Origin of the sequence: Streptomyces sp. NBC_00400 (assembly GCF_036048035.1) — a bacterium.
Classification (GTDB): domain Bacteria; phylum Actinomycetota; class Actinomycetes; order Streptomycetales; family Streptomycetaceae; genus Streptomyces.
Map to the genome: position 1 here is coordinate 2,207,790 of NZ_CP107940.1, position 22,336 is coordinate 2,230,125.

At 72.0% G+C, this 22,336-nt stretch carries 21 protein-coding genes and 1 pseudogene; 3 read left to right on the plus strand and 19 right to left on the minus strand.

Annotated features, from left to right (window positions below):
• Positions 1 to 2 precede the first annotated feature (2 nt).
• The 14 genes and pseudogenes from OHS81_RS09575 to OHS81_RS09640 all read right to left on the minus strand — a co-directional run bounded on the left by OHS81_RS09575 (position 3) and on the right by OHS81_RS09640 (position 10,508).
• Entirely contained in the window at positions 3 to 1,664 is a 1,662-nt protein-coding gene (locus OHS81_RS09575) for a YifB family Mg chelatase-like AAA ATPase (RefSeq protein WP_328384249.1), read from the minus strand.
• Positions 1,664 to 2,014, minus strand: a pseudogene (locus tag OHS81_RS09580) (YraN family protein); the annotation flags it as partial. The gene OHS81_RS09575 and the pseudogene OHS81_RS09580, both read right to left, overlap by 1 nt.
• Before the next feature lie 424 nt (positions 2,015 to 2,438).
• The gene (locus tag OHS81_RS09585) at positions 2,439 to 2,747 is read right to left on the minus strand and encodes a DUF2469 domain-containing protein (protein WP_003980220.1); all 309 of its coding nucleotides are present in this window, start codon (positions 2,745 to 2,747) and stop codon (positions 2,439 to 2,441) included.
• Between the two features lie 38 nt (positions 2,748 to 2,785).
• Positions 2,786 to 3,322, minus strand: coding sequence for an NUDIX hydrolase (locus OHS81_RS09590; RefSeq protein ID WP_328384252.1), 537 nt, complete (start codon positions 3,320 to 3,322; stop codon positions 2,786 to 2,788).
• A gap of 16 nt (positions 3,323 to 3,338) precedes the next feature.
• Positions 3,339 to 4,067, minus strand: a complete 729-nt coding sequence (gene lepB, locus OHS81_RS09595; protein WP_328384254.1) for a signal peptidase I — start codon at positions 4,065 to 4,067, stop codon at positions 3,339 to 3,341.
• Positions 4,068 to 4,121: 54 nt separating this feature from the next.
• On the minus strand, positions 4,122 to 5,093 hold the full coding sequence (gene lepB / locus OHS81_RS09600) for a signal peptidase I (protein WP_328391014.1): 972 nt from the start codon (positions 5,091 to 5,093) through the stop codon (positions 4,122 to 4,124).
• A complete protein-coding gene (gene lepB, locus OHS81_RS09605) occupies positions 5,035 to 6,219 on the minus strand; it encodes a signal peptidase I (RefSeq protein WP_328384256.1) in 1,185 nt (394 codons plus the stop codon). The genes lepB (OHS81_RS09600) and lepB (OHS81_RS09605) overlap by 59 nt, the downstream gene beginning before the upstream one ends.
• Positions 6,212 to 6,976 carry a signal peptidase I gene (gene lepB, locus OHS81_RS09610; RefSeq protein WP_328384258.1) on the minus strand — a complete coding sequence of 255 codons (765 nt, stop codon included), beginning with the start codon at positions 6,974 to 6,976 and terminating at the stop codon, positions 6,212 to 6,214. The genes lepB (OHS81_RS09605) and lepB (OHS81_RS09610) overlap by 8 nt, the downstream gene beginning before the upstream one ends.
• A gap of 96 nt (positions 6,977 to 7,072) precedes the next feature.
• Complete coding sequence (gene rplS / locus OHS81_RS09615; RefSeq protein ID WP_018087148.1) at positions 7,073 to 7,420, minus strand: 50S ribosomal protein L19; 348 nt, start codon at positions 7,418 to 7,420, stop codon at positions 7,073 to 7,075.
• A 133-nt stretch (positions 7,421 to 7,553) separates the two neighbouring features.
• Positions 7,554 to 8,363 (minus strand): tRNA (guanosine(37)-N1)-methyltransferase TrmD, encoded by an 810-nt coding sequence (gene trmD / locus OHS81_RS09620; RefSeq protein WP_328384260.1) that lies wholly within the window; start codon positions 8,361 to 8,363, stop codon positions 7,554 to 7,556.
• Positions 8,363 to 8,908, minus strand: a complete 546-nt coding sequence (gene rimM / locus OHS81_RS09625; RefSeq protein WP_328384262.1) for a ribosome maturation factor RimM — start codon at positions 8,906 to 8,908, stop codon at positions 8,363 to 8,365. Before rimM ends, trmD begins: the two co-directional genes overlap by 1 nt.
• Positions 8,909 to 9,078: 170 nt before the next feature.
• A complete protein-coding gene (locus OHS81_RS09630; RefSeq protein WP_003980229.1) occupies positions 9,079 to 9,318 on the minus strand; it encodes an RNA-binding protein in 240 nt (79 codons plus the stop codon).
• 2 nt (positions 9,319 to 9,320) lie between these two features.
• Positions 9,321 to 9,761, minus strand: a complete 441-nt coding sequence (gene rpsP, locus OHS81_RS09635) for a 30S ribosomal protein S16 (protein ID WP_030080385.1) — start codon at positions 9,759 to 9,761, stop codon at positions 9,321 to 9,323.
• 156 nt (positions 9,762 to 9,917) lie between these two features.
• Entirely contained in the window at positions 9,918 to 10,508 is a 591-nt protein-coding gene (locus OHS81_RS09640; RefSeq protein ID WP_088800283.1) for a hypothetical protein, read from the minus strand.
• A gap of 546 nt (positions 10,509 to 11,054) precedes the next feature.
• Between OHS81_RS09640 and OHS81_RS09645 the strand changes: the two genes are divergently transcribed.
• Both OHS81_RS09645 and OHS81_RS09650 read left to right on the plus strand, forming a co-directional pair.
• A complete protein-coding gene (locus OHS81_RS09645; protein ID WP_328384265.1) occupies positions 11,055 to 11,921 on the plus strand; it encodes a class I SAM-dependent methyltransferase in 867 nt (288 codons plus the stop codon).
• Positions 11,922 to 12,061: 140 nt separating this feature from the next.
• The gene (locus OHS81_RS09650) at positions 12,062 to 13,018 is read left to right on the plus strand and encodes a phosphotriesterase family protein (RefSeq protein WP_328384267.1); all 957 of its coding nucleotides are present in this window, start codon (positions 12,062 to 12,064) and stop codon (positions 13,016 to 13,018) included.
• Positions 13,019 to 13,160: 142 nt separating this feature from the next.
• Here OHS81_RS09650 and ffh read toward each other — a convergent pair whose 3' ends face one another.
• The 5 genes from ffh to nsdA form a co-directional block, all read right to left on the minus strand.
• Positions 13,161 to 14,717: a signal recognition particle protein gene (ffh, locus tag OHS81_RS09655; RefSeq protein WP_328384269.1), complete on the minus strand. Its 1,557-nt coding sequence runs from the start codon at positions 14,715 to 14,717 to the stop codon at positions 13,161 to 13,163.
• A 117-nt stretch (positions 14,718 to 14,834) separates the two neighbouring features.
• Positions 14,835 to 17,381: a [protein-PII] uridylyltransferase gene (locus OHS81_RS09660; protein ID WP_328384271.1), complete on the minus strand. Its 2,547-nt coding sequence runs from the start codon at positions 17,379 to 17,381 to the stop codon at positions 14,835 to 14,837.
• A 175-nt stretch (positions 17,382 to 17,556) separates the two neighbouring features.
• Positions 17,557 to 17,895: a P-II family nitrogen regulator gene (locus tag OHS81_RS09665; protein WP_088800278.1), complete on the minus strand. Its 339-nt coding sequence runs from the start codon at positions 17,893 to 17,895 to the stop codon at positions 17,557 to 17,559.
• Positions 17,892 to 19,232, minus strand: a complete 1,341-nt coding sequence (locus tag OHS81_RS09670) for an ammonium transporter (protein ID WP_328384274.1) — start codon at positions 19,230 to 19,232, stop codon at positions 17,892 to 17,894. The genes OHS81_RS09665 and OHS81_RS09670 overlap by 4 nt, the downstream gene beginning before the upstream one ends.
• Before the next feature lie 393 nt (positions 19,233 to 19,625).
• Positions 19,626 to 21,098, minus strand: a complete 1,473-nt coding sequence (nsdA, locus tag OHS81_RS09675) for a transcriptional repressor NsdA (protein ID WP_328384276.1) — start codon at positions 21,096 to 21,098, stop codon at positions 19,626 to 19,628.
• A 500-nt stretch (positions 21,099 to 21,598) separates the two neighbouring features.
• Here nsdA and OHS81_RS09680 point away from each other — a divergent pair, with 500 nt between their 5' ends.
• Complete coding sequence (locus tag OHS81_RS09680; protein WP_328384278.1) at positions 21,599 to 22,267, plus strand: bifunctional DNA primase/polymerase; 669 nt, start codon at positions 21,599 to 21,601, stop codon at positions 22,265 to 22,267.
• The last annotated feature ends 69 nt before the right edge of the window (positions 22,268 to 22,336 follow it).

Consider the following 22,336-nt stretch of genomic DNA (forward strand, 5'->3'; position numbering starts at 1 on the left):
GCTCACACCTGTCCCTGCGGCTGCGCGGCGGTCGTCGTGGTCGTGCGTTTGCCCCCGCGCCCGTTCGCTGCTGTCGGCGCGCCGCGGCGTACCCCCGTACGGAGTTCCAGGGCCCAGTTGACGTCTTCGCCGGTGGGGCGGTCGCGGCCGGACAGGTCGGCGGCGGTCCAGGCGACGCGGAGGACTCGGTCGAGGCCGCGGGCCGTGAGCAGACCGCATTCGAGGTCACGTTCAGCCGGGGCCAGGGCGCCCGGGTGGACCTGCCAGCGGGTGCGCAGTTCATGGCCGGGTACCTCGCTGTTGGTCCGCCACGGAGTGCCGGCGAGACGGGCGGCGGCACGCTCGCGGGCGGCGTGGACGCGTTCGGCCACGGTCGCGGTGGATTCGGCACCGCGGCCGAGGGCGACCAGTTCGGAGCGGGCGACCGGTTGAACGGCGATCCGGAGGTCCACTCGGTCCATCAGGGGCCCGGAGAGCCGGGCTCGGTAGCGGCGGATGGACGACGGCCGGCATTCGCAGCCACCGCCGGGGGTGCCGTGCCGTCCGCACGGACAGGGGTTGGCGGCGAGGGCGAGGAGGAAGCGGGCGGGCATGCGCATCATGCCCGCCGCCCGGGCGACGACGACATGGCCGGATTCCAGTGGCTGGCGCAGCGCGTCAAGGACACGTGGGCTGCATTCGGCGGCCTCGTCCACGAACAGCACGCCGTGATGGGCCAGGGAGACGGCTCCGGGGCGCGGCAGTCCGGTGCCGCCGCCCACGAGGGATGCCATCGTCGCGGAGTGGTGCGGGGCACAGTAAGGCGGCCGATGGAGGAGCGGCTGTCCCGGCGGGAGGGTGCCGGCCACCGAATGGACGGCGGTGACCTCCAGGGATTCCTTGGGGGACAGCCGTGGCAGCAGCCCGGGGAGGCGTTCGGCGAGCATGGTTTTGCCGGCGCCGGGCGGGCCTTTGAAGAAGATGTGGTGGCGTCCGGCGGCGGCCACCTCCAGGGCGCGGCGGGCGCTCTGCTGGCCGGCGACGTCCGCGAGATCGGGGGCGTGGTCGCCGGCCGGCAGGCCCGCGCCGATGCCGGTGCCGGGCATCACCAGTCCGGCGAGCAGCGGGTCGGGGCGGCCTTCCTCGCAGGGGTCTTCCTCGTCGGGTACCGGTTCGTCGGCGAGGACGGCGATGAGCTGACGCAGGCTGCGGACGCCGAGGACGGAGACGCCGGGGACCAGCGAGGCCTCGGCCGCGGTCTGCTCCGGGACGACGACCTGGCGGTATCCGGCGTCGGCGGCGGCCAATACGGCGGGCAGCACTCCGCGTACGGGCCGGACGCGGCCGTCCAGGCCCAGTTCGCCGATCATCATCAGGTCGGTGAGTTCGCGGGGGTCGAGGCGTTCGGCGGCGCCGAGGACCGCGCAGGCCACGGCAAGGTCGAAGCCGCTGCCGCCTTTGGGCACGGAGGCCGGGCTGAGGCCGACGGTGAGCTTCTTCTGCGGCCACTCGGTGCCGGAGTTCACGACCGCCGCCCGCACCCGCTCGCGGGACTCGATGAGACTCTTGTCGGGCAGCCCGACGAGGGTGAAGGCCGCGACGCCGGGTTCCAGGTCGGCCTGGACCTCGACGACGACGCCTTCGACGCCCACCAGCGCGACGGAGCAGGTCCGGGCGAATCCCATCAGGCCACCCCTCGGGCGTGCTGGACGACCGGGGCACCACGGGCCGGCAGGAGGACGCCGATCACATCGATCCGTACGCCTCCGGGTGGCGGGCCGCCGTGCCGCTCCAGCCAGCGTTCCGCCAGCAGCCGCAGGCGGGCGGTCTTCTCGGGGCGTACGGCCGCCATGGGGTGTTCGTACCAGCCGGCGCGGCGGGTCTTGACCTCGCAGACCACCAGGGCGTCGCCGTCGGCGGCGACGATGTCGATCTCTCCGTCGCGGCAGCGCCAGTTGCGGTCCAGGATGCGCATGCCGGCCTCGATGAGCCGCCGGGCGGCCAGGTCCTCGCCATAGCGTCCGAGGGCGCGCCGTCGGGTGTCGGCCGGCTTGGCCGCCGTAGGGCCGGGCTTCGTTGGTGTGGCCGTCTTCGGACCGGGCGCCGGTGGCGTGGCGGCTCCCCGTTCGGCCGCCGGTGCCATGGCTGCTGTCCGTTCGGCGGCCGGTGGCCGGGGGGCGGGCGGCTCGATGGCCGGCCGCCTGCCCGCGGGTGGCTTGTGTTCCGTGGGCGGCGCTCCTGCGTGCGCCCTCCGCGCCGGCTCCGCGGTCCGTGCGTCGTCCTCGGCCCTGCGGCCGGCCTGCATGGCGTTCATGCGGTACCACCTCCGGCACCGACTGTGACGCTCCCGCCCCGACCTGTTGGATCTTGGTGGACAGTGGGCCGGTTGTGGATAACCCGCTCATCCGTCCGGGTGCGGCCGGGCGCGGGGCCCGCCCCCTCCGCCGCTTCCGGCCGCCTCAGCTCCCCGGAAGGTCCAGGTCGCTCTTGTTGAGCTCTTCGATGTTCACGTCCTTGAATGTGAGGACGCGCACCTGCTTGACGAAGCGGGCCGGGCGGTACATGTCCCAGACCCAGGCGTCGGCCATCGACACCTCGAAGAACACCTCTCCCTGGACCGAATGCACCTGCATCTCGTAGTCATTGGTGAGGTAGAAACGCCGTTCGGTTTCGATCACATATTTGAACAGCCCGACGACGTCGCGGTACTCCCGGTAGAGCTTCAGCTCCATCTCGGTCTCGTACTTCTCGAGGTCCTCGGCGCTCATGGCAGATCCCCTTCAGCCGTGCGTCCCCCCATTGTGCGTCAGACCCGGTCGGTCTCCAGGAGCACCGGTGCATCGGGGGGCCCTTCGTCGAGCAGCCTGCGCAGCAGCTCGGCGAGTCTGGTTGGATACACCGTCTCATGCGAGGCGGACAGTTCCTCCGAAGTCCACCACCTCAGTCCCGAGACGCTGCGTCGCTCCAGGTCAGTCTGCCCGCCGGTGTCGGTGACAGTCCGATCGGTCCTTCCCAGGTAATACCACTCGTCCTGCTCCCAGCGCCGCCCGTCGAACGGGAAGGCACAGCGGCGCTTCCACAGGACGGGGCCGAGGACGGCACCGGTGATGCCGGTCTCCTCGGCGAGCTCCCGGCGGGCCGCCTCTTCACGGGTCTCCGTGCCTTCCAGGCCGCCACCGGGGGTGAACCACCACCTCTCGGCGGGGCGGGCCGGTTCGAAGCCGTGGAGCAGCAGGATCCGGTCGTCGGGGTCGAGCAGCACGATGCGGGAGACCGGACGCACCAAGGGCGCGTCCGGTGTGTCACCGGCCGCCGCCCCCTGGGACGCGGTCGGTCCCTCCACGCCCCGTCGTGGCCCCTCAGGCACCCTTGCGCGCCTTACGCCGGGCCAGGGGCCCGTAGGCCGCACCGACGAGGATGAGGACCGCGCCGGCGACCACCGCGAGGGTGATGGGCCGCACCGGACCGGGCTGCGAGGTGCCGCCGGGGAAGGCCGAGAATGCCGCCGGGCGCTGCATCACGCCGACGCTGCCGAGCGGCCAGGCGCGTGCGTCGACCCGGGCATTGACGGCGCTGCGCGGTACGGAGCCGTGGTCGCCATCGGTGAGGTGGACGCGGGAGTCGAGGGAATCGCTGCGGTGGTCACCGAGCAGGAAGAGCTGGCCAGTGGGGACCTTTGCCTTGAAGCCGATGGGTGAGGCGGGCCCGCTGCCTTGCAGATACGGTTCCTCGACGGGGGTTCCGTTGATCGTCAGCCGGCCCTGCTCGGTGCAGCAGGCGACCTTGTCACCGCCGACGCCGACGACGCGCTTGACCATCGGCAGGTTGCCCCAGGTGGAGTCCTTGAAGACGACGATGTCGCCGCGGCGTATCTCGGAGCCGTCGACCTTCTCGGCCAGGACCCGCGCCCCGACCGCGATCGTCGGCGTCATCGAGTCGGTCGGCACCGTATAGGGGCGGTAGATCAGCGCCGCCCATACGAAGCCGCCCAGGAACAGCACACAGCCGACGGCCACGGCCAGACCGGACAGCACACTGCCCGTCGTCCGGCCGCGGCCGTCGGTCCTGCTTTCCGTACTGCTGCTCATCCCAGCGCTCCCACCCCGCGGACCGCGCCCGCGTCGAAGATCCGGGACGGCACCTTACCTGGGGTTACGTGTTCCGGTCAGCCTCCGGCGACGCCAGATCACGATCGGCACCGCACCGGCGAGGCCGAGGGCCGCCGGCGTCGCCGCCATGGCCTTGTTGATACCGGGCTGGTCGAAGGTGTCCGGCACGGGCAGCGTCGCCCAGCGGTTGACGGGCCAGGCAATGGTGAACGCCCGGCCGACGACCTCGTTCTCCGAGACCGTGCCGTTGCCCTTGAGGTTCTGGTGGTAGCGGGAGTCGAGGGAGTCGTCGCGGTGGTCGCCCATCACCCAGATCCGGCCCTTGGGGACGTGGATCGGGCCGAACGCCCGGTCGCCGCAGGGCGTGGCCCCGGGGAAGACGTACGAGTCCTCGTCGAGCGCCTTGCCATTGACCTTGACGGGGCCGGTGCCATGGCACTCGACGGTGTCGCCGCCGACCGCGATCACCCGCTTGATCAGGTCCTTCTCCTCGGCCGAGGGCATCAGGCCGATGAAGCTGAGGACCTTCTGGACGGGGTTGGGCTCGGGGGTCGGCGTCTCGTTCAGCCAGCCGCCCGGGTCGTGGAAGACGACGACCTCGCCGCGCTGCGGCTTGGAGCCGAACCACGGCGTCAGCTTGTCGACCAGCACCCGGTCCCCGCGCTGCAGGGTGTCCTGCATCGAATCGGACGGGATCGAGAACGCCTGGACCAGGAAGGTCTTGATCAGCAGCGCCAGGAGCAGCGCGATCCCGATGAGGATCGGCAGCTCCTTCCAGAAGGCGCGCGGCTTCTTGGCCTTCTTCATGCCGCCGCTCACCTCCTTGCCCGCTGACATGTCCAACGTATCGGACGTGTCCGACGAGTCCGCCGAAGGTGAACTCTGGGCCTGCGCCCCTGACCGAGCTGGTGACTGATGCACGGAACTCGTCGCCGGCCGCGTGGTCTCACCACGTCCTGCCGGCTCTTCGGGCTCTTCGGTTCCGGACCGCGCGCCGACCGCCAAGTCCCCCACATCTACTCCTCACTCCACGCACTCGCCTGCCCGTCAACCGGCGCAGGCCCACCACTCCCATAACGAGCGGGAGTTCCGCAGGGGTCGGGAGTACGGTCAAACTCTCGGGGGACAGCCTATGCGGAGCGCCTGCCGCCGACGCCTTGGCGCCCGGCGCGTCGTGCACGGTCGTGAAGGTGTCCGGCTCTTCCAGGCGCCGCCAGTGGCTGAACGGCCAGCCGATCACCACCGCCCGGCCCACGACACCGTCCTCCGAGACCGTGCCACGGTACGGCTCGTCCAGGTGGAAGCGCGAATCCGCGGAGTTGGAACGGTGGTCGCCCATCACGAAGATCCGTCCGGTGGGGACGTTCACCGTGAACTTCAGCGTGGAGGGCGGGTTGCCCGGATGGATGTACGGTTCGGTCAGCGGGGTGCCGTTGACGGTGACCTTGCCCTGTTCGTCGCAGCATTTGACGGTGTCCCCGCCGACCGCCACGACGCGCTTGATCAGGTCCTGCTCGTCGGCCGACGGCAGCAGCCCGATGAAGGTCATGGCGTCCTTGACCGGCTGGAAGGCGCCGCCGTCGGCGGGGGGCTTGTTCTGTTCGCCCTTGAGCCAGCCTCCGGGGTCCTTGAAGACCACCACATCGCCGCGCGCCGGCTTGGAGCCGAACCACGGCGTCAGCTTGTCGACCAGCACCCGGTCGCCGATCTTGATCGTCTGCTCCATGGAGCCGGACGGGATGACGAAGGCCTGGACGAGGAAGGTCTTCAGGACGAGGGCGATGGCCAGCGCCACGCCGACGAGGATGGGGATTTCCTTGAGGTAAGAGCGTTGTCTGCGGCGTTTGATGCGCCGCGCCATACGCCGCCGCTCGGCCCGGCCGCCGGTCCCGGTCCGCCCCGCCCGCCTGCCGGTCGCCGCCCCGCCCGCCCCCAAGCCGTCGCTTCCGCCGGTCTCCTGAGGGTCGCCGTACGCGCCGCTGCCGCTGTACGGGGCGTCGGCGCCGCGTTCCGGCCCGCCGCGGCCGCGCCGGGAGCTGTCGGCGCCCCTTCCGGGCCGAGGGGTGTCGGCACCCCTTCCGGGCTGAGGAGTGCCCTTGCCCCCGTGACGGGGGCGTCCGCGGTTACCCATGGGGGCCTGCCGCGGCGGGTATCCGGTCGAAGGACCGTGGGTGCTCGAAGGTGCGCCAGCGGCTCGCCGGCCAGGTGATCAGGTCCGCGCGGCCGATGACCTTCTCCACCGGGACCGTGCCGCCTCCGGGGTCACCGAGGTGGTCGCGGGAGTCGCTTGATCTGGCGCGGTGGTCCCCCATGACCCACAGCCTGCCCTCCGGCACCACGATGTCGAAATCCACCGAGGACGGCGAGTCCCCGGGGTGGAGATACGCCTCATTCACGGGCTCACCGTTCACTTCGATCCGCCCCCGTTTGTCGCAGCAGGTCACGTGGTCACCGCCGGTGCCGATCACGCGCTTGACATAGTCGGTCTCGGCGGGCCGGGCCAGGCCCAGCGCCGCGCCGGCTCCGCGCAGCAGTCCCGTGACGGGATTCTCCTCCTGCTCCCTGTGAACGAAGGAGCCGGTGCCGTCGAACACCACCACATCGCCCCGCGCCGGCTCGCTGCCGAAACGGTACGCCAGCTTGTTGACCAGCACCCGGTCCCCGATCCGCAGGGTGTTCTCCATGGAGGAACTGGGAATCAGAAAGGGCTGCGCCACACACGCGCTGAGCAGCAAGGCGAAGGCCAGGCACAGCGCGAGCAGGGTGGCCGGCCGGTGGCGCAGACCGGCCGCACGGGCGAGCAAACGCGCGGAGCGCGACCCCTGCTCCGGCCCCTGTTCGGGGGTGGGAGAGGGGTCGCGCTCCGTGAGCTGTGCGTCGGTGTCCATCGGGCCCTGAGCCTATCCGGCCGGATCCGGACCCCGTACGCGAGAGTCGGTTTGCGTTGCCCCGGCGCAAAAAATCGCGCTCCGGGACGGCCCGGCTCAGTTGTCGCGCTTCTCCTTGATCTTCGCGGCCTTGCCGCGGAGCTCGCGGAGGAAGTACAGCTTGGCGCGACGGACGTCACCGCGGGTCACGACCTCGATCTTCTCGACGATCGGGGTGTGCACCGGGAAGGTGCGCTCGACGCCGACGGAGAAGCTGACCTTGCGGACCGTGAAGGTCTCGCGCACGCCGGCGCCCTGACGGCGGATGACAACGCCCTTGAACTGCTGCACACGGGAGCGGTTGCCCTCGATGACGCGGACGTGGACGTTGACGGTGTCACCCGGGCGGAAGGCCGGGATGTCGCTGCGCTTCGACGCGGCGTCGACGGAGTCGAGAAGGTGCATGACCTACTGCTTTCTTCGCTGATGCCACAGGTCATCAACGGGATATCGGAAATGATGTGTCGGATGCCGCTTCGTCGGACGGGCGTCGTTCCCCCTGTGGCAGGGGCGCGCGCCGGACTCACACGGCAGCGGCCTATTCTTCCACGGCCCCACTCGTCCGCCCAAATCGGCCGTCCTCGCCCGCTGACCAGCCCAGAGCAGCCAGGATCGCGCGGTCGTGCTTGTCGAACGCGGCGGGGTCGGCGCGCTCGATCAGATCGGGGCGGTTGAGGTCGGTGCGGCGGAAGGCCTCGTCACGGCGCCAGCGGGCGATCTTGCCGTGGTGGCCGCTGAGCAGCACCTCGGGGATTCCGCGGCCGCGCCACTCGGGAGGCTTGGTGTAGACGGGGCCCTCCAGGAGGTCGGCCATCGCACCGGGGGCGAAGGAGTCGTCCTGGTGGGAGGCGGCATTGCCGAGGACGCCGGGCAGCAGCCGGGCCACCGCCTCGACCATGACCAGCACCGGCGCCTCTCCGCCGGCCAGGACGTAGTCGCCGATGGAGACCTCACGGACGTCGACCCGGTCGCCGTACTCCTCGATGACGCGGCGGTCGATGCCTTCGTAGCGGGCCGGGGTGAACACCAGCCAGGGCTTGGCCGAGAGCTCGACCGCGAGCTGCTGGGTGAAGGGCGCGCCGCTCGGGGTGGGGACGACGATCACCGGTGCGCCTTCACCGGACGCGAGGATCGAATCGAGCGCTTCGCCCCACGGCTCGGGCTTCATGACCATGCCGGGGCCGCCGCCGTAGGGCGTGTCGTCGACGGTGTTGTGCTTGTCATGGGCCCATGCGCGCAGGTCGTGGATGCGCACATCGAGCTGTCCGCGGGCGCGGGCCTTGCCGACGAGGGAGACGTTCAGCGGTTCGAGGTACTCCGGGAAGATCGTGACGACATCGAGCCGCATCAGCTGTCCTCGCGGCTGCCGGCGATGTCCGCCTGGCTGTCGTCGAGGAGGCCGGGCGGCGGGTCGATGACCGCGCGCTGCTCCTCCAGGTCGATCTCCGGCACGATCTCGGAGACGAACGGGACCAGCACCTCACTGCCGTCGGGCCGCTGGACGACCAGCAGGTCCTGGTAGGGCAGATGGGAGATCTCGGAGATCCGGCCGACCTCGGTGCCGTCGCGGGTGACGACATCGAGGTCCATCAGCTGGTGGTCGTAGAACTCCTCGGGGTCCTCGGGGACTTCCTCGGGGTCGACCTCCGCGATCAGCAGGGTGTTGCGCAGCGCCTCGGCGGCCGTGCGGTCCGCGACGCCCTCGAAGCGCAGCAGCAGCCGGCCGCTGTGCACCCGGCCGGCCGTGATGGTCAGCGGTCCGACGGAGGACGGTTCGGTGGCGAGGACGGCGCCCGGGGCGAGCCGCAGTTCGGGCTCGTCGGTGCGCACCTCTACCGTGACCTCGCCCTTGATGCCGTGGGCGCGGCCGATCCGTGCCACTACCAACTGCACGCTGTTCTCTCCCGTTTCTTGCGGCTGAGCCGCCGCCGCTTTCGCGGAGGCGGCCGAGGACCGTCGCGGTTTCTCCATGGAGGGCGGTGCGGGTGGATCCACCCTCACCAACGAACTCGGGCCGGGGACGGCCCGAGGGCCCTCCCCGGCCCGAGCCGGTGTTCAACTTGTCAGCGGACCTGGTCCACGTCGACGAGGTCGACGCGGATGCCACGGCCGCCGATGGCGCCCACGACGGTCCGCAGGGCACGGGCGGTACGGCCGTTGCGGCCGATCACCTTGCCGAGGTCGTCGGGGTGGACCCGGACCTCCAGCACGCGCCCGCGGCGCAGGGTGCGCGAGGCTACCTGCACGTCATCGGGGTTGTCGACGATGCCCTTGACGAGGTGCTCGAGGGCTTCCTCGAGCATGCTCAGGCCTCGGTCGACTCGGAGGTGGACTCGGCCGCAGCCTCGTCCGCCTTCTTGTCAGCCTTCTTCGCCTTCGGGGTGATGGCCTCACCCTTGGGCTCGTTGCCGGAGTCCTTGGCCGCGGCCTCGAAGAGGGCGCGCTTGTCGGCCTTCGGCTCGGCGACCTTCATCGGCGCCGGGGCCGGCAGGCCCTTGAACTTCTGCCAGTCGCCGGTGACCTTGAGGATGGCCATGACGGGCTCGGTCGGCTGCGCGCCGACACCCAGCCAGTACTGGACACGCTCAGAGTCGACCTCGATGCGCGAGGGGTTCTGCACCGGGTGGTACAGGCCGATCTCCTCGATGGCCCGGCCGTCACGGCGGGTACGGGAGTCGGCGATGACGATGCGGTAGTGAGGCGCGCGGATCTTGCCCAGACGCTTCAGCTTGATCTTGACTGCCACGGGAGTGGTGTCTCCTGGTCTTGACGTGGTGGGGCACAACGGGATGCCACGTGGGGTTGCGGTACTCGGGGTGCCCGATGGACGCGTCAGCCGGAGGAGAGAGGGGTCCTGTGCGACTGTCGAGTACAGCTAGCTATTGTGCCACACGCCCGTGGGTCAGCCGACCGCGGCCACCTCGGGGATCCGGAAGGGCTTGCCGCAGCCGCCGCAGACGATCGGCGCCTGGGCCAGCACGGAGGGCACCACGCGGACGTTGCGCCCGCAGTCGCAGACGGCCTTGACGCGGACGCCCCCTCCGGAGGAGCCGTGCCGGGCGGCCGGCCCCCGGAAGCTGCGGGAGGTGTCGGTGGCGGTGGCGGCGGTGTGCGCCTTGAGGGCTCTGGCCAGTCGTTCGATGGTGGAGCGGTAGCGCCTTCTGGCTTCGGGGTTGAGCGTGACCAGGGAGAAGCCGCTGCTGGGGTGCGGCTCGTCGGCATGGTCCAGGCCCAGCTCCTCGGCGATCGCCAGGAAGCGGCGGTTGTGGTAGCGGCCTGCGCGGGAGGTGTCGCGGATGCCGCGGGTGGCGGCGATGCCGTGGACTGCCTCATGGAGCAGCCGTTCGAAAGAGAGTTCGGCGCCGCAGGCGGACGAGGACTCTCCGATCAGGGACTCGGGCGCGGCCAGGTCCGGCAGCTCGGGGTGGTGCCGTTGAATATCGGCCCAGGCGAGCGCCAGTTCGGCGGCGAGGACAGGCGGTGTCGTGCTCACGTCGTGACAACGAGCCGGGGTCGCCCGGTGTTCCGATTCCGGGGCATCCCAAATAATTTGCACGTACCAGTCAGTTTACGGTCATGAGGCGTGCCGGGGGCGGGGTGCGCAGATCTGCGCAGAAGACGCCCAGGGGACCTCAAGCCGGTACGTATCCCCGCGTACGCCGCATGGCGTAGCCGGTCGTATCCCGGGGCAACGATCATCGCGGCGATGGTACGGGGGTGCCTGTGCCCGGTCGGCACCGGCTCGTATCCCACCCTAGGGGCCGGCGGGGGTGGGTGGCCGGACGGCACCCGGGGCGCGGGGAGCGTCCGGGCGGCGGGTGCTGCCGTGGCGGAACGGCGCCGGCCGGGGCACCCTGGAACGGCGCTCCAGGGAGCGGGCCCGGCGCACACGGGGGCGCGCGGGAGACAACCCCGGCGCACCCCCTGGACGCCCGGACGAATGCGCAGTTGTCTGGATCGCGGGGGGCGCACCACGCGCGAACACGGGGGCGATCGGTACGGAACAGCTTCGGGTTCTCGGCGAATAGGGGCGCTATCGATGTCACCGACGCTCGTGCGGCACCAGCTTCCGCACTCCGGATCCATGCGCTGCGACGACCCTCTCGTTCCGGCCGGGTCACGGGCGCGCACCCGTGACTGGGCCGAGATCCAGGAGCGGATGCTGGTGCCGCTCTACGAGGCCGCGTACGACCGTCTGGGGGTCGGGCCCGGTACCCGTCTGCTGGGGCTGGGGTGTGGCTCCGGGCTGGCGCTGCTGCTCGCGGCGGCGCGGGGCGCGCAGGTCAGCGGGGTGGATGCGGACGAGTCCCGGCTGGAGCTGGCGCGTGAACGGCTCACGCCGGACGGTATGCCGGAGCACACCCGGCTGGTCAGCGGCGGGCTGGAGGACGCGGCGCCCGGGGACGCCCCTTTCAATGTGGTCACGGCGTTCCATCCGGTGGGCTGCGTGAGCACGGTCGAGGGGCTGACGGCGTCGCTCACCGCGGCGGCGGGGCTGGCGGAGCGCGGCAGTGCGGTGGTGCTGGGCGGCTGGGGCCCGGTGGAGCGGTGTGCCACGGCCGGGGTACTGCGGGTGGCGCAGCGGCCGGCCGGTCCGGCGGGCGAGGACGCCGCAGGCTCAGCCGGGTGCTGGACCGGCGGCCGGGACGATCTGGAGGAGCTGGCGGAGCGGGCCGGGCTGCGGCCCGATGGTTCGGGCCGGGTGGCCTGCCCGTTCGGGTACGCCGATCTGGCGAGTGCGGTGCGGGGGATGCTGTCGACGGGGCTGTTCGACACGGCGCTGGAGGCGGCCGAGCAGCGTCAGGTGGAGAAGGAGCTCGCGGAGGCGCTGTATCCGCATCAGCGGGCTGACGGGACGGTGTGGATGCCGAATGTCTTCCGCTATCTGATCGCGCGGACGAGGTAGCGCGGGGCCGGGCCGGCGACAGGGCCCCGGGGGCGGCCGTCCGGGCGGGCTTTCGGCGGGCGGCCGGCAGTATCCAGGATCCCGGACGGGATCCGTTCCCGGACGGGGTTCGGCCGCGCCGGGCGGCCGGGAAGGCACTGATGAGCGATCTGCTGCAAACCGTCTCGGGCACCTTGCCCGCTTCCGCCGTGCGCGGGCCGGTGCTCGCCCATGAGCATCTGGCGCTCGATCTGACCCGGGGCGCCGACAGCGCGGCGACCTTGACCCCCGGGCACCGTGCCGCGATCACCGAGGAACTGGCATCGCTGCGCACCGAGTTCGGGCTCGGCCTGCTCGTCGAGCTCACCTGCCGGGGCATGGGGCGCGATGTGGCCTCGATGGCCCGGATCGCCGCGGATTCGGGGGTGGCGGTCATCGCGGCGACCGGCTGGTATTACGAGCCGTTCCATCCCGCGGAGCTGAGCCGCACCAGCGCCGAGCGGCTGGCCGGCACGCTGGTCGGGGAGATCGAGCGCGGCTGCGGTGGCTCCGGGATCCGTCCCGGGGTGATCGGCGAGGTCGGCAGCCACGGCGATGTGCCGAGCGAGCCGGAGGCGCGGACGCTGACCGCGGCGGCGCTCGCCGCTGCGGCGACCGGGCTGTCGGTGGCCACCCATGCCCGGTTCGGCCGCGGCGGGCTCGCCCAGCTGGAGCTGCTGACGGCGGCCGGGCTGCCGCCGCACCGGGTCAGCATCGGCCATCAGGACCTGCTCGACGATCCGGCGGTGCACCGGGAGCTGGCGGCGGCCGGTGCGTACCTCGCGTTCGACACCGTCGGCAAGGAGAGCTACCGGAGCGACCGGGGGCGGCTGCGGCTGCTGCTGGCCCTCCTGGAGTCCGGATACGCCGACCGGGTGCTGCTGAGCTGCGATGTCTCCCGCCACGGCTATCTGCTCAGCGAGGGCGGAACGGGCTACGGGCACCTGTTCCGGTCCTTCCTGCCGCGGCTGCGGGCGGCGGGCGTGGACGAGGAGCTGACCGACCGGCTGACGCGGCGCAATCCGCTGCGGTTTCTCACGGGGCGGGACGAGGCGGACGACGGGCCGCCGGCCCTCTGACGCGGGGGCCGCGGGGCCGGCGCCCGGCCCGTGTCCCGTGCTCCCCGTGCCCACCCCGTATCCGCCGGACACGGCGGAGCCCCCGACCACCCATGGCGGCCGGGGGCTCGTCAGCCGAAGCTGCGGAAAGTCGCGGGAGGGCTCAGCCCATGAACTTCTTGAACTCCTCGGGGAGTTCGAAGTTCTGCGGGTCCTGGCCGCCCTGCGGCAGGCCCAGCGGGTTGCCGGCCTGGGCGGCCTCCCGGCGCGCCGTCGCGGCCTCCTCCTCGGCCTTGCGCTTCATCGGGTTACCGCTCTTGCGCTTGCCCTTGGCCTGCTTGACCTGCTTCTTCTTGCGGGCTCCACCGCCCATGCCAGGCATCCCCGGCATGCCGGGCATCCCGGGCATGCCGCCGCCCTGAGCCATCTTGGACATCATCTTGCGGGCGTCGAAGAACCGCTCGACCAGGCCCTTGACCGCGCTGACGTCGACACCGGAGCCCTTGGCGATACGGGCCCGGCGCGAGCCGTTGATGATCGTCGGCTCCTGGCGCTCGGCCGGGGTCATCGACTTGATGATGGCGGCCGTGCGGTCGACCTCACGCTCGTCGAGGTTGTTGATCTGGTCCTTCATCTGCCCCATGCCGGGCAGCATGCCGAGCAGCTTGGAGATGGAGCCCATCTTGCGGACCTGCTCCATCTGGGCCAGGAAGTCGTCGAGGGTGAACTCCTTGGGGCCCTTCGCCAGCTTGGCCGCCATCTTCTCGGCCTCGGCCTGGCTGAAGGTCTGCTCGGCCTTCTCGATCAGGCTGAGCATGTCGCCCATGCCGAGGATGCGGGACGCCATGCGGTCCGGGTGGAACGCGTCGAAGTCGTCCAGCTTCTCGCCGTTGGAGGCGAACATGACCTGCTTGCCGGTGACGTGCGCGACGGACAGCGCGGCACCACCACGGGCGTCACCGTCGAGCTTGGAGAGCACCACGCCGTCGAAGCCGACGCCGTCGCGGAACGCCTCGGCGGTGTTGACCGCGTCCTGACCGATCATCGCGTCGACGACGAAAAGGACCTCGTCGGGGCTGACCGCGTCGCGGATGTCCGCGGCCTGCTGCATCAGCTCCTGGTCGATGCCCAGACGGCCGGCGGTGTCGACGATGACGACGTCGTGCTGCTTGGTGCGCGCGTACTCGATCGAGTCCTTGGCCACCTGGACCGGGTCGCCGACGCCGTTGCCCGGCTGGGGGCCGTAGAAGGCGACCTCCGCGCGCTCCGAGACGACCTGGAGCTGGTTGACGGCGTTGGGGCGCTGGAGGTCACAGGCGACCAGCAGCGGGGCGTGGCCCTGCGTCCTGAGCCAGCGGCCGAGCTTTCCGGCGAGGGTGGTCTTACCGGCACCCTGCAGACCGGCCAGCATGATCACGGTCGGGGGCGTCTTGGCGAGCCGCAGCCGGCGGGTCTCGCCGCCGAGGATGCCGATGAGCTCCTCGTTGACGATCTTGATGACCTGCTGGGCGGGGTTCAGCGCCTGGGAGACCTCGGAGCCGGTGGCACGCTCCTTGACCTGCTTGGTGAAGGCGCGGACGACGGGGAGGGCGACATCGGCTTCGAGCAGCGCGATACGGATCTCGCGCGCCGTGGCGTCGATGTCCGCCTCGCTCAGGCGGCCCTTGCCCCGGAGGTTTTTGAAAGTACTCGCCAAGCGGTCGGAAAGCGTATCGAACACGGCGGTCGTCGATCCTCGGGGTCGGGGGCGGGGTTCAGTCGGGTTCCAGGGTATCGGGCTGCGCAAGCGAACCGGTCCTGCCCCGCTCCCCGCCGGTCCGGCCCCGCGCCCCGGCCGCTACTGCAGAGCACGCTCGACGGCCGCCGCCACCTCATGGGCCGCGCCGTCGGACAGCGGCTCCCCGTCCGCTCCCGTGACATAGAACGCATCCACCGCGTTCGCGCCCAGGGTGCTGATGTGGGCGCTGCGGACGGCGACGCCGGCCTTCTCCAGGGCGCGGCCGATGCGGTGCAGCAGACCGTGTGCGTCCTGGGCGCGGACCTCGATGACGGTCGCGGTGCGGGAGCTGCCGCAGGCCACGGTGACCCGGGGCGGCGGGGCGAGCACGGCACGGGCCCGGCGGGCGTAGGCGCGTTCGCGCTCGGCGAGGCGGGCGGGGATGTCGAGCGAGCCGTCCAGGGCGCGGGCCAGGTCGGCGCGCAGCCGGTCGGCGCGCGGCAGCGAGCCGTATTCGGCGGCCACCCGCCAGCGCAGCAGCAGGACCGGGCCGTCGTCGACGGGGTCGAGCATCAGCAGGTCGGCGGCGCGGACGGTGAGCCGGTGCAGGGCCAGCACACCTGCCGCGGCGGGCAGGACACCCGGCGTGCCCGGCGGGCTCGTCGAGGGGCGGCGGCCGGGTGAGCGGTGCGCGGGTACGGCGATGAGCAGTTCCACCCCGACCGGCTCCCGGTCGGGCGGCGCGGCCCCGTCCCCGGTTCCGGCGGCGGGTTCGGAGCGGGCGTGCAGCGCCAGGACCGGGCCGCCGGTGCGCCGGGCCTCGGTCGCCAGCCGCTCCTGCTCGGCGGTCGGCTCGTCGGCGTCGCGCACCTCCGTACGGGGCTCCCCCGCGAGCCGCGCGGTGACCCGTTTGACCAGGTCGGCGACGAGTCCACCGCGCCAGGCGCTCCAGGCGGCGGGCCCGGTGGCCAGGGCGTCGGCCTCGGTCAGGGCGTGCAGCAGCTCCAGGGTGCCGGTGCCGCCGACCGCCTCGGCGACCGCGCCCACGGTCGCCGGATCGTCCAGATCGCGCCGGGTGGCGGTCTCGACGAGCAGCAGGTGGTGGCGTACGAGGGTGGCGATCACCGCGGTGTCGCGGGCACCGAAGCCGAGCCGGGCCGCCACATCGCGGGCGATGGTCTCACCGGCCACCGAGTGGTCACCGGGCCAGCCCTTGCCGATGTCGTGCAGCAGGGCGGCGATCAGCAGCAGGTCGGGACGGTGCACCCGGCGGGTCAGGGCCGAGGCCCGTACCGCGGTCTCGATGAGGTGGCGGTCCACGGTCCAGGTGTGGACGGGGTTGCGCTGGGGGCGGCAGCGGACGCGTTCCCAGTCGGGCAGCAGCCGGGTGATGATGCCCTCGGCTTCCAGTGCCTCCCAGACGGGGACGGTGTGGCTGCCCGCGCCCAGCAGCGTCACCAGCTGTTCGCGGGCCTCGGCGGGCCAGGGCACGGGCAGCGGCCGGGTGGCGGCGGCCGCGCTGCACCGGCGGATCGAGTGGGTGGCCAGCGGGATCCCGGCCTGGGCGGCAGCGGCGGCGGCGCGCAGGACCAGCACCGGGTCCCGCTCGGGGCGTGCGGTACGGGCCAGCACCGCCTCGCCGTCGAGTTCGACGACGCCTTCGGCGAGCGGTGAGCGCTCGCCCCTGCCCGCGGTACGGCCGTGCAGCAGGCCGCGCAGCATGGGCTTGACGGAGCGGGCGCGCAGCACCCGGCCGACCTCCCGCCAGGTGACATCGGCGGCGTAGGAGATGGTGCGGGCGGATTCGTAGGTCTGCCGCAGCAGGGCGTCCGCGTCGAGCATGCCCAGGGCGCCGGCGACCTGGTCCTGTTCCTGGAGGGAGAGCCGGTCGGTGGCGCGGCCGGTCGTCAGATGGAGCGCGTCGCGGGTGTCCAGCAGGCGGGTGCGGGCGGCTTCCAGACCACCGCGCGGGGCGTCGGCGAGCCAGGAGGCGGCGACCGCACGGAGCGCGGTGGCGTCCCGCAGCCCGCCCCTGGCGTCCTTGAGGTCGGGTTCGAGCAGGTACTGGAGTTCGCCCTGCCGCTCGGCGCGCTCCTGGCACAGGTCGTGGAGTTCCGGCAGCCGCTTGGGGGCGCTCTCCCGCCAGTCGGCGTAGGCGGTGGTGCGCAGCGCGCCGGTCAGTTCCGCGTCGCCGGCCAGGTGGCGGGCGTCGAGCAGGCCCAGCTGCACCTTCAGGTCGTCGCGGGCCGCTTTACGGGCCTCGGCGGGGGTGCGTACGGAGTGGTCGAGGGCCAGACCGAGGTCCCAGACGGGGTACCAGAGGCGGTCGGCGAGCGCGGCGAGGTCGCCGCGGTCGGCGCGGCCGTCGTGCAGCAGGAGCAGGTCGAGATCGCTGCGCGGGGAGAGTTCGCCGCGGCCGTAGCCGCCGACGGCGACCAGGGCGGTCCCGGACAGGCCGGCTTCGGTGGCGTGCCGGTGCAGCAGGCCGGCCAGCCAGTCGTCGGTCAGCCGGGCGAGAGCGGCGCGGCGGTCGGGTCCGATGGCCGCCTCGTCCTGGAGGAGCCGCAGCCGGGCCGCCGGGTAGCCGCCTTCCGGGGCGGGCGCGGGCTCCCGCGCCGGGCCCGGTGTTCCGTCCGGTCCTGCCGTTTCCTCGGCGCTCTCCGTCACGTCGTGCGCTCCTCGGTCGTCCGGTCCCCCGCGGTCACGTCTTCCCCGTACGGCCCCGGGGCACCTTCAGTCTGGGGTGCCGCGGGGCGGGCTGCCATCCGCCGCCCGGACGTCCGCTCCGGCACGGCGGCGGGTGCCGCCGGTGCCGGAGCCGCGCCGCGGCGGCGGTGGCGCGTCACAGTGCGTCCGGTCCCCGCTCCCCGGTCCGCACCCGTACCGCGTCGTCCACCGGAATGCTCCAGACCTTCCCGTCGCCGATCTTGCCGGTGCGCGCCGCCTTGACGACGACGTCCATCAGCTCCTCGGCGTCGGCGTCCTCGACCAGCACCTCGACGCGGATCTTGGGCACCAGGTCGACGGTGTACTCGGCACCGCGGTACACCTCCGTGTGCCCGCGCTGCCTGCCGTAGCCGCTGGCCTCGGTGAGCGTCAGGCCGTGCACGCCGAAGGCCTGCAGGGCGTCCTTCACCTCGTCCAGCCGGTGCGGCTTGATTACTGCCGTGATGAGCTTCACGCGTCCACCTTCTTCGTCAGAGCCTCGCCGAGTGCCGGTCCCTTGCGGCCGACCGTGCCGCCGCCCGCGCCGGCGAAGTCGTACGCGGTCTCCGCGTGTGCGGCCTGGTCGATGCCGGCGACCTCCTCGTCCTCGCCGACCCGGAAGCCCATCACCAGGTCGATGGCCTTGGCAAGGACGTAGGAGACGACCAGGGAGTAGAGCAGTACGCAGACCACACCGACGGCCTGCCGGCCGAGCTGGTCGAGGCCGCCGCCGTAGAACAGGCCCTTGGCCTTGCTCTGCACCCCGCCGGTGGCGAAGAAGCCGATCAGCAACGAGCCGACGACACCGCCGACGAGGTGGACGCCGATGACGTCCAGGGAGTCGTCGTAGCCGAACTTGTACTTGAGGTTGACGGCCATGGCGCACAGCACACCGGCGATCACACCGACCGCGATGGCGCCCAGCGGGCTGACGGCGCCGCAGGCCGGGGTGATCGCGACCAGTCCGGCGACCGCGCCGGAGGCCGCGCCGAGCGTGGTGAACGAGCCGTGCCGGAGCTTTTCGTACGCCAGCCAGCCGAGCATCGCGGCGGCGGTGGCGACCTGGGTGTTGACGAAGGCGACCGCGCCGATGCCGTCGTCGTTGCCGAGCCAGGAGCCGGCGTTGAAGCCGAACCAGCCGAACCACAGCAGTCCGGCGCCGAGCATCACCAGGGGCAGGCTGTGCGGCCGCATCGGGTCCTTCTTGAAGCCGATGCGCTTGCCGACGACGAGAATCACGCCGAGCGCCGCGGCACCGGCGTTGATGTGGACGGCCGTACCGCCGGCGAAGTCGATGACGCCCAGCTTGAAGAGCCAGCCGCCCTCGCCCCAGACCCAGTGGGCGACGGGGAAGTACACCACGGTGACCCACAGGGCGACGAACAGCGCCCAGGCGGTGAACTTCACCCGGTCGGCGAGCGCACCGCTGATCAGCGCCGGCGTGATCACCGCGAACATCAGCTGGAAGACCGCGAAGACATAGACCGGGATGGTGCTGGTGCCCCACAGCTCGGTCAGGCCGATGTGGCTGAGGCCGGCGAAGTTGCCGTTCCAGCCGATGAAGCCGCCCTTGTCGGTGCCGAACGCGAGCCCGAAGCCGTACAGGACCCACAGGATCGTGACGATGCCCAGGCTGATGAAGCTCATCATCAGCATGTTGAGCACGCTCTTGACCCGGACCATGCCGCCGTAGAAGAAGGCGAGCCCGGGGGTCATGATCATCACCAGGGCGGAGCAGATCAGCATGAACCCGGTGTTCGCCGGGCTGAGCGTCACCTTGTCTGCTGCAAGCGTCAGGATGCCTGGGGGCATCGGCGTCTCCTCGTCGTCGATGCGGCCCGTGCGGGCGTGTTTCTGGTGGGCCGGCTTCGCGATGAGGTTGTCGCAGCGCGGTTTCGGCCAAACCTTGCCGGTGTTTCACCGCAGTGACGAAGAAGGCCCCCGTGTTACGCCCCGGTGAACTCCCAGATCAGCCCCGGACCAGCACCGGACCACCCGCAGATCACCCCAACGTCCCCCGTTCACCCCACCGAAACCACCGCTTGAGCAACCCCCACGGCGCCCAACCACCTCCGCGAAAGCGGCGCCGGCTTAGGCGCAAAGGCGAGCCCGGCCGCGACTGCCGCCCGCGTGACCTGGCATGGGGGAGCCGAGTCGGGCTGTACGGGGCGGCGGCCGCGGCCGGAGTTCTGGGAGGGCGTGCCGTCAGACGGCCGCCGCTGATTCGGGAAGCTGGCGGGTGAGCTCGTCGCTGAGCCGGATCACCTCGGCGACACCGCCGAATTCCCGCGCCGCAGTGTCCACGGTCTTGCGCAGCCGGGTGTTGACCCGCTCCGAGCGGACCTGCCGGGCGAACGGGATCGCCTGCTGCGCCATCGCCGCGCAGGCTTCCGGCTCCTTCTGCAGCAGATGCACGGTCGCCATCCCGATCAGGTTGAGCGCATACGACCGCTGGTGCTCGGGGTCCTGGCCGAACAGTTCCACGGCGCGCTCCATGACGGGCTCGGCGAGCGAGGCGTAGGTGGGGCTGCGGCCGGCGACATAGGCGAGATCGCGGTAGGAGTGGGCGTTCTCGGCGTTCAGCTCGGCCTCGGAGAAGAAGCGGATCCAGTCCGGTTCGGGCTCGCCGGGCAGCACGTCGGAGAAGGTGTCCTCGGCCATCCGGACGGCCCGCTTGACCTTGCTGGGCTGGCCCATTCCGGCGTAGGCGCGGGCCTCCATCGCATACAACATGGCCTGGGTGCGCGGGGTGGCCGTTTCGCGGCTGCCGTACTGGGCCAGATGGATGAGCTCCAGTGCATCGTCGGGCCGGCTGAGGTGGATCATCTGCCGGCTCATGCTGGAGAGGATGTACGAGCCCAGGGGCCGGTCGCCGGCCTCCTTGGACGCATGCAGGGCCAGCACGAAGTATTTCTGGGCGGTGGGCTGCAGCCCGATGTCGTAACTCATCCAGCCGGCCAGTTCGGCGAGTTCGGCAGCGACCTTGAACAGCCGCTTGGACACCGCCGCGGGCTGTGGCTCCTGGAGGAGGTCGGTGACCTCGTGAAGCTGGCCGACCACCGCCTTGCGCCGCAGCCCGCCGCCGCACTGCGCGTCCCACTGCCGGAACATCGCCGTCGTCGACTCCAGCAGGTCCAGCTCCGGCTTGGACAGCCGTGCGTGCCGCCTGCCACGGTCGGGCTCCGCGACGTCGCCCTGGCCCGCGGGCACCGGGACCAGCCAGCGCTGCATCGGCTCGATGAGGCTGGGGCCGGCGGCGAGGGCGAGGGAGGTGCCGAGGAAGCCGCGGCGGGCCAGCATCAGGTCGCTGCGCGAGAACTCACTGATGAGGCTGACCGTTTGGGCCCCGGCCCAGGGCAGGTCCACGCCGGAGACGGACGGGGACTGGTGCGCGGAGCGCAGCCCCAGCTCCTCGATGCCGACCACGCAGCCGAAGCGCTCGGAGAACAGCTCGGACAGGATCCGCGGGATGGGCTCGCGCGGCTGCTCGCCGTCGAGCCAGCGGCGGACCCGGGAGGTGTCCGTACTGATGTGGTGCGCGCCCATCTGGCGTGCCCGGCGGTTGACCTGCCGCGCCAGCTCCCCCTTGGACCAGCCGCTGCGCATGAACCACGAACCCAGCTGTGCGTTGGGTTGTTTGGCGGCGTCGGTGCCGCCACTGCCGCCGTTGCCTCCCACTGGAAGCCCCCATCCCGATAGCTGCCTTGAAGTCTGTGCCCGGTGCCCGGTGCCCGGTGCGTGCCGCGAACCCGCCACAGCCTGCCGCCTGTTGCGACGCCTGTCCGGGGTACATCTACCCGACCACGGATTCCGGCCACACCTTTTGGCCTGTGCCCCACCGGTCGTTGCCACCGGCATACCCGTGCGAATGATGCCTCTCCGGGGTTCGTGTACCGAAAGTAATCCTACGATCACCCCTCACGCGAGGGCGATTGCGGAAACGCCACCATTCGCCACCCCTTCGTATGAACTCCCCGACAGGCTCTCGCGATTGACTTGACACAGGTCGAGCAAGGCCGGGCGGAGCGAAGCGCGCCAGGGCTCGCACGGCACACCGCACCACCCGGCACACCACGTCACACCACCGGCACCACGGGCCGGCGACGGAGCGTGAAGGGCGCGACGTCGTCAACCCGCCGACTCGTAACCACTGGCACGCACCACCCGTTGGAGGGGGCATGGGCTTCACGATCGGCGGCATCCGAGAGATGCGCTCCAGCTCCCGGCGCCGCGTCCGCTCGACCGACATCACGGCGGCGGCGGAGTACACCGGGCTGTGGGGCTGGGACGTCGTCCCCGGCGCCCGGGCGGTGCGCGCGGGCAGCGGAGGCACGGAGTGCTCGTGCGGCGCCGCGGACTGCCCCGCTCCCGGCGCCCATCCGCTGGCCTTCGCCGCGGAGCTGACGGCCGGGGCGAGCTGGGAGACGGCCGCCGCGGCCTGGGCGGAGACACCGGGCGCCGCGCTCTTACTCCCGGTGGGCCGGACGTTCGACATCCTCGACGTGCCCGAGGCCGCGGGGCGCAACGCCCTGGCGCGCCTGGAGCGGATGGGACTGCCGCTCGGCCCGGCCGCGGTGACCCCGACCGGCCGGGCGCTGTTCTTCGTCGCCCCCGGCGCGGCCAAGGAACTCCCCGACCTGCTCTACCGGATGGGCTGGGACGACGCCACGCTCGATCTGCGGTCCCTGGGCCCCGGCGACCACATCACCGCGCCGCCCTCCGACCTCGGCGGCCACGGACCGGTGCGCTGGCTGCGCCCGCCGACGCCGGCCACCACGGACCGGCCGCCGCAGGCGCGGCTGGTGGTGGGCACCCTGGCGTATGTGTGCCACCGCGCGGCGGTGTGAGCCGGGCGCCCGGGGCGCACGACGCCGGCCCCCGGTACCCGCCGTGTGCGGGTCCGGGGGCCGATGACT

What these genes read in the sequence shown, in the direction of transcription:
- OHS81_RS09575 (WP_328384249.1), bottom strand. Translation starts at nt 1,664, where the DNA reads ATGGGATTCGCCCGGACCTGCTCCGTCGCGCTGGTGGGCGTCGAAGGC.
- OHS81_RS09585 (WP_003980220.1), bottom strand. Translation starts at nt 2,747, where the DNA reads ATGAGCGCCGAGGACCTCGAGAAGTACGAGACCGAGATGGAGCTGAAG.
- lepB (WP_328384254.1), bottom strand. Translation starts at nt 4,067, where the DNA reads ATGAGCAGCAGTACGGAAAGCAGGACCGACGGCCGCGGCCGGACGACG.
- lepB (WP_328384256.1), bottom strand. Translation starts at nt 6,219, where the DNA reads ATGGGTAACCGCGGACGCCCCCGTCACGGGGGCAAGGGCACTCCTCAG.
- lepB (WP_328384258.1), bottom strand. Translation starts at nt 6,976, where the DNA reads ATGGACACCGACGCACAGCTCACGGAGCGCGACCCCTCTCCCACCCCC.
- rplS (WP_018087148.1), bottom strand. Translation starts at nt 7,420, where the DNA reads ATGCACCTTCTCGACTCCGTCGACGCCGCGTCGAAGCGCAGCGACATC.
- trmD (WP_328384260.1), bottom strand. Translation starts at nt 8,363, where the DNA reads ATGCGGCTCGATGTCGTCACGATCTTCCCGGAGTACCTCGAACCGCTG.
- OHS81_RS09630 (WP_003980229.1), bottom strand. Translation starts at nt 9,318, where the DNA reads ATGCTCGAGGAAGCCCTCGAGCACCTCGTCAAGGGCATCGTCGACAAC.
- OHS81_RS09645 (WP_328384265.1), top strand. Translation starts at nt 11,055, where the DNA reads ATGTCACCGACGCTCGTGCGGCACCAGCTTCCGCACTCCGGATCCATG.
- OHS81_RS09650 (WP_328384267.1), top strand. Translation starts at nt 12,062, where the DNA reads ATGAGCGATCTGCTGCAAACCGTCTCGGGCACCTTGCCCGCTTCCGCC.
- OHS81_RS09670 (WP_328384274.1), bottom strand. Translation starts at nt 19,232, where the DNA reads ATGCCCCCAGGCATCCTGACGCTTGCAGCAGACAAGGTGACGCTCAGC.
- OHS81_RS09680 (WP_328384278.1), top strand. Translation starts at nt 21,599, where the DNA reads ATGGGCTTCACGATCGGCGGCATCCGAGAGATGCGCTCCAGCTCCCGG.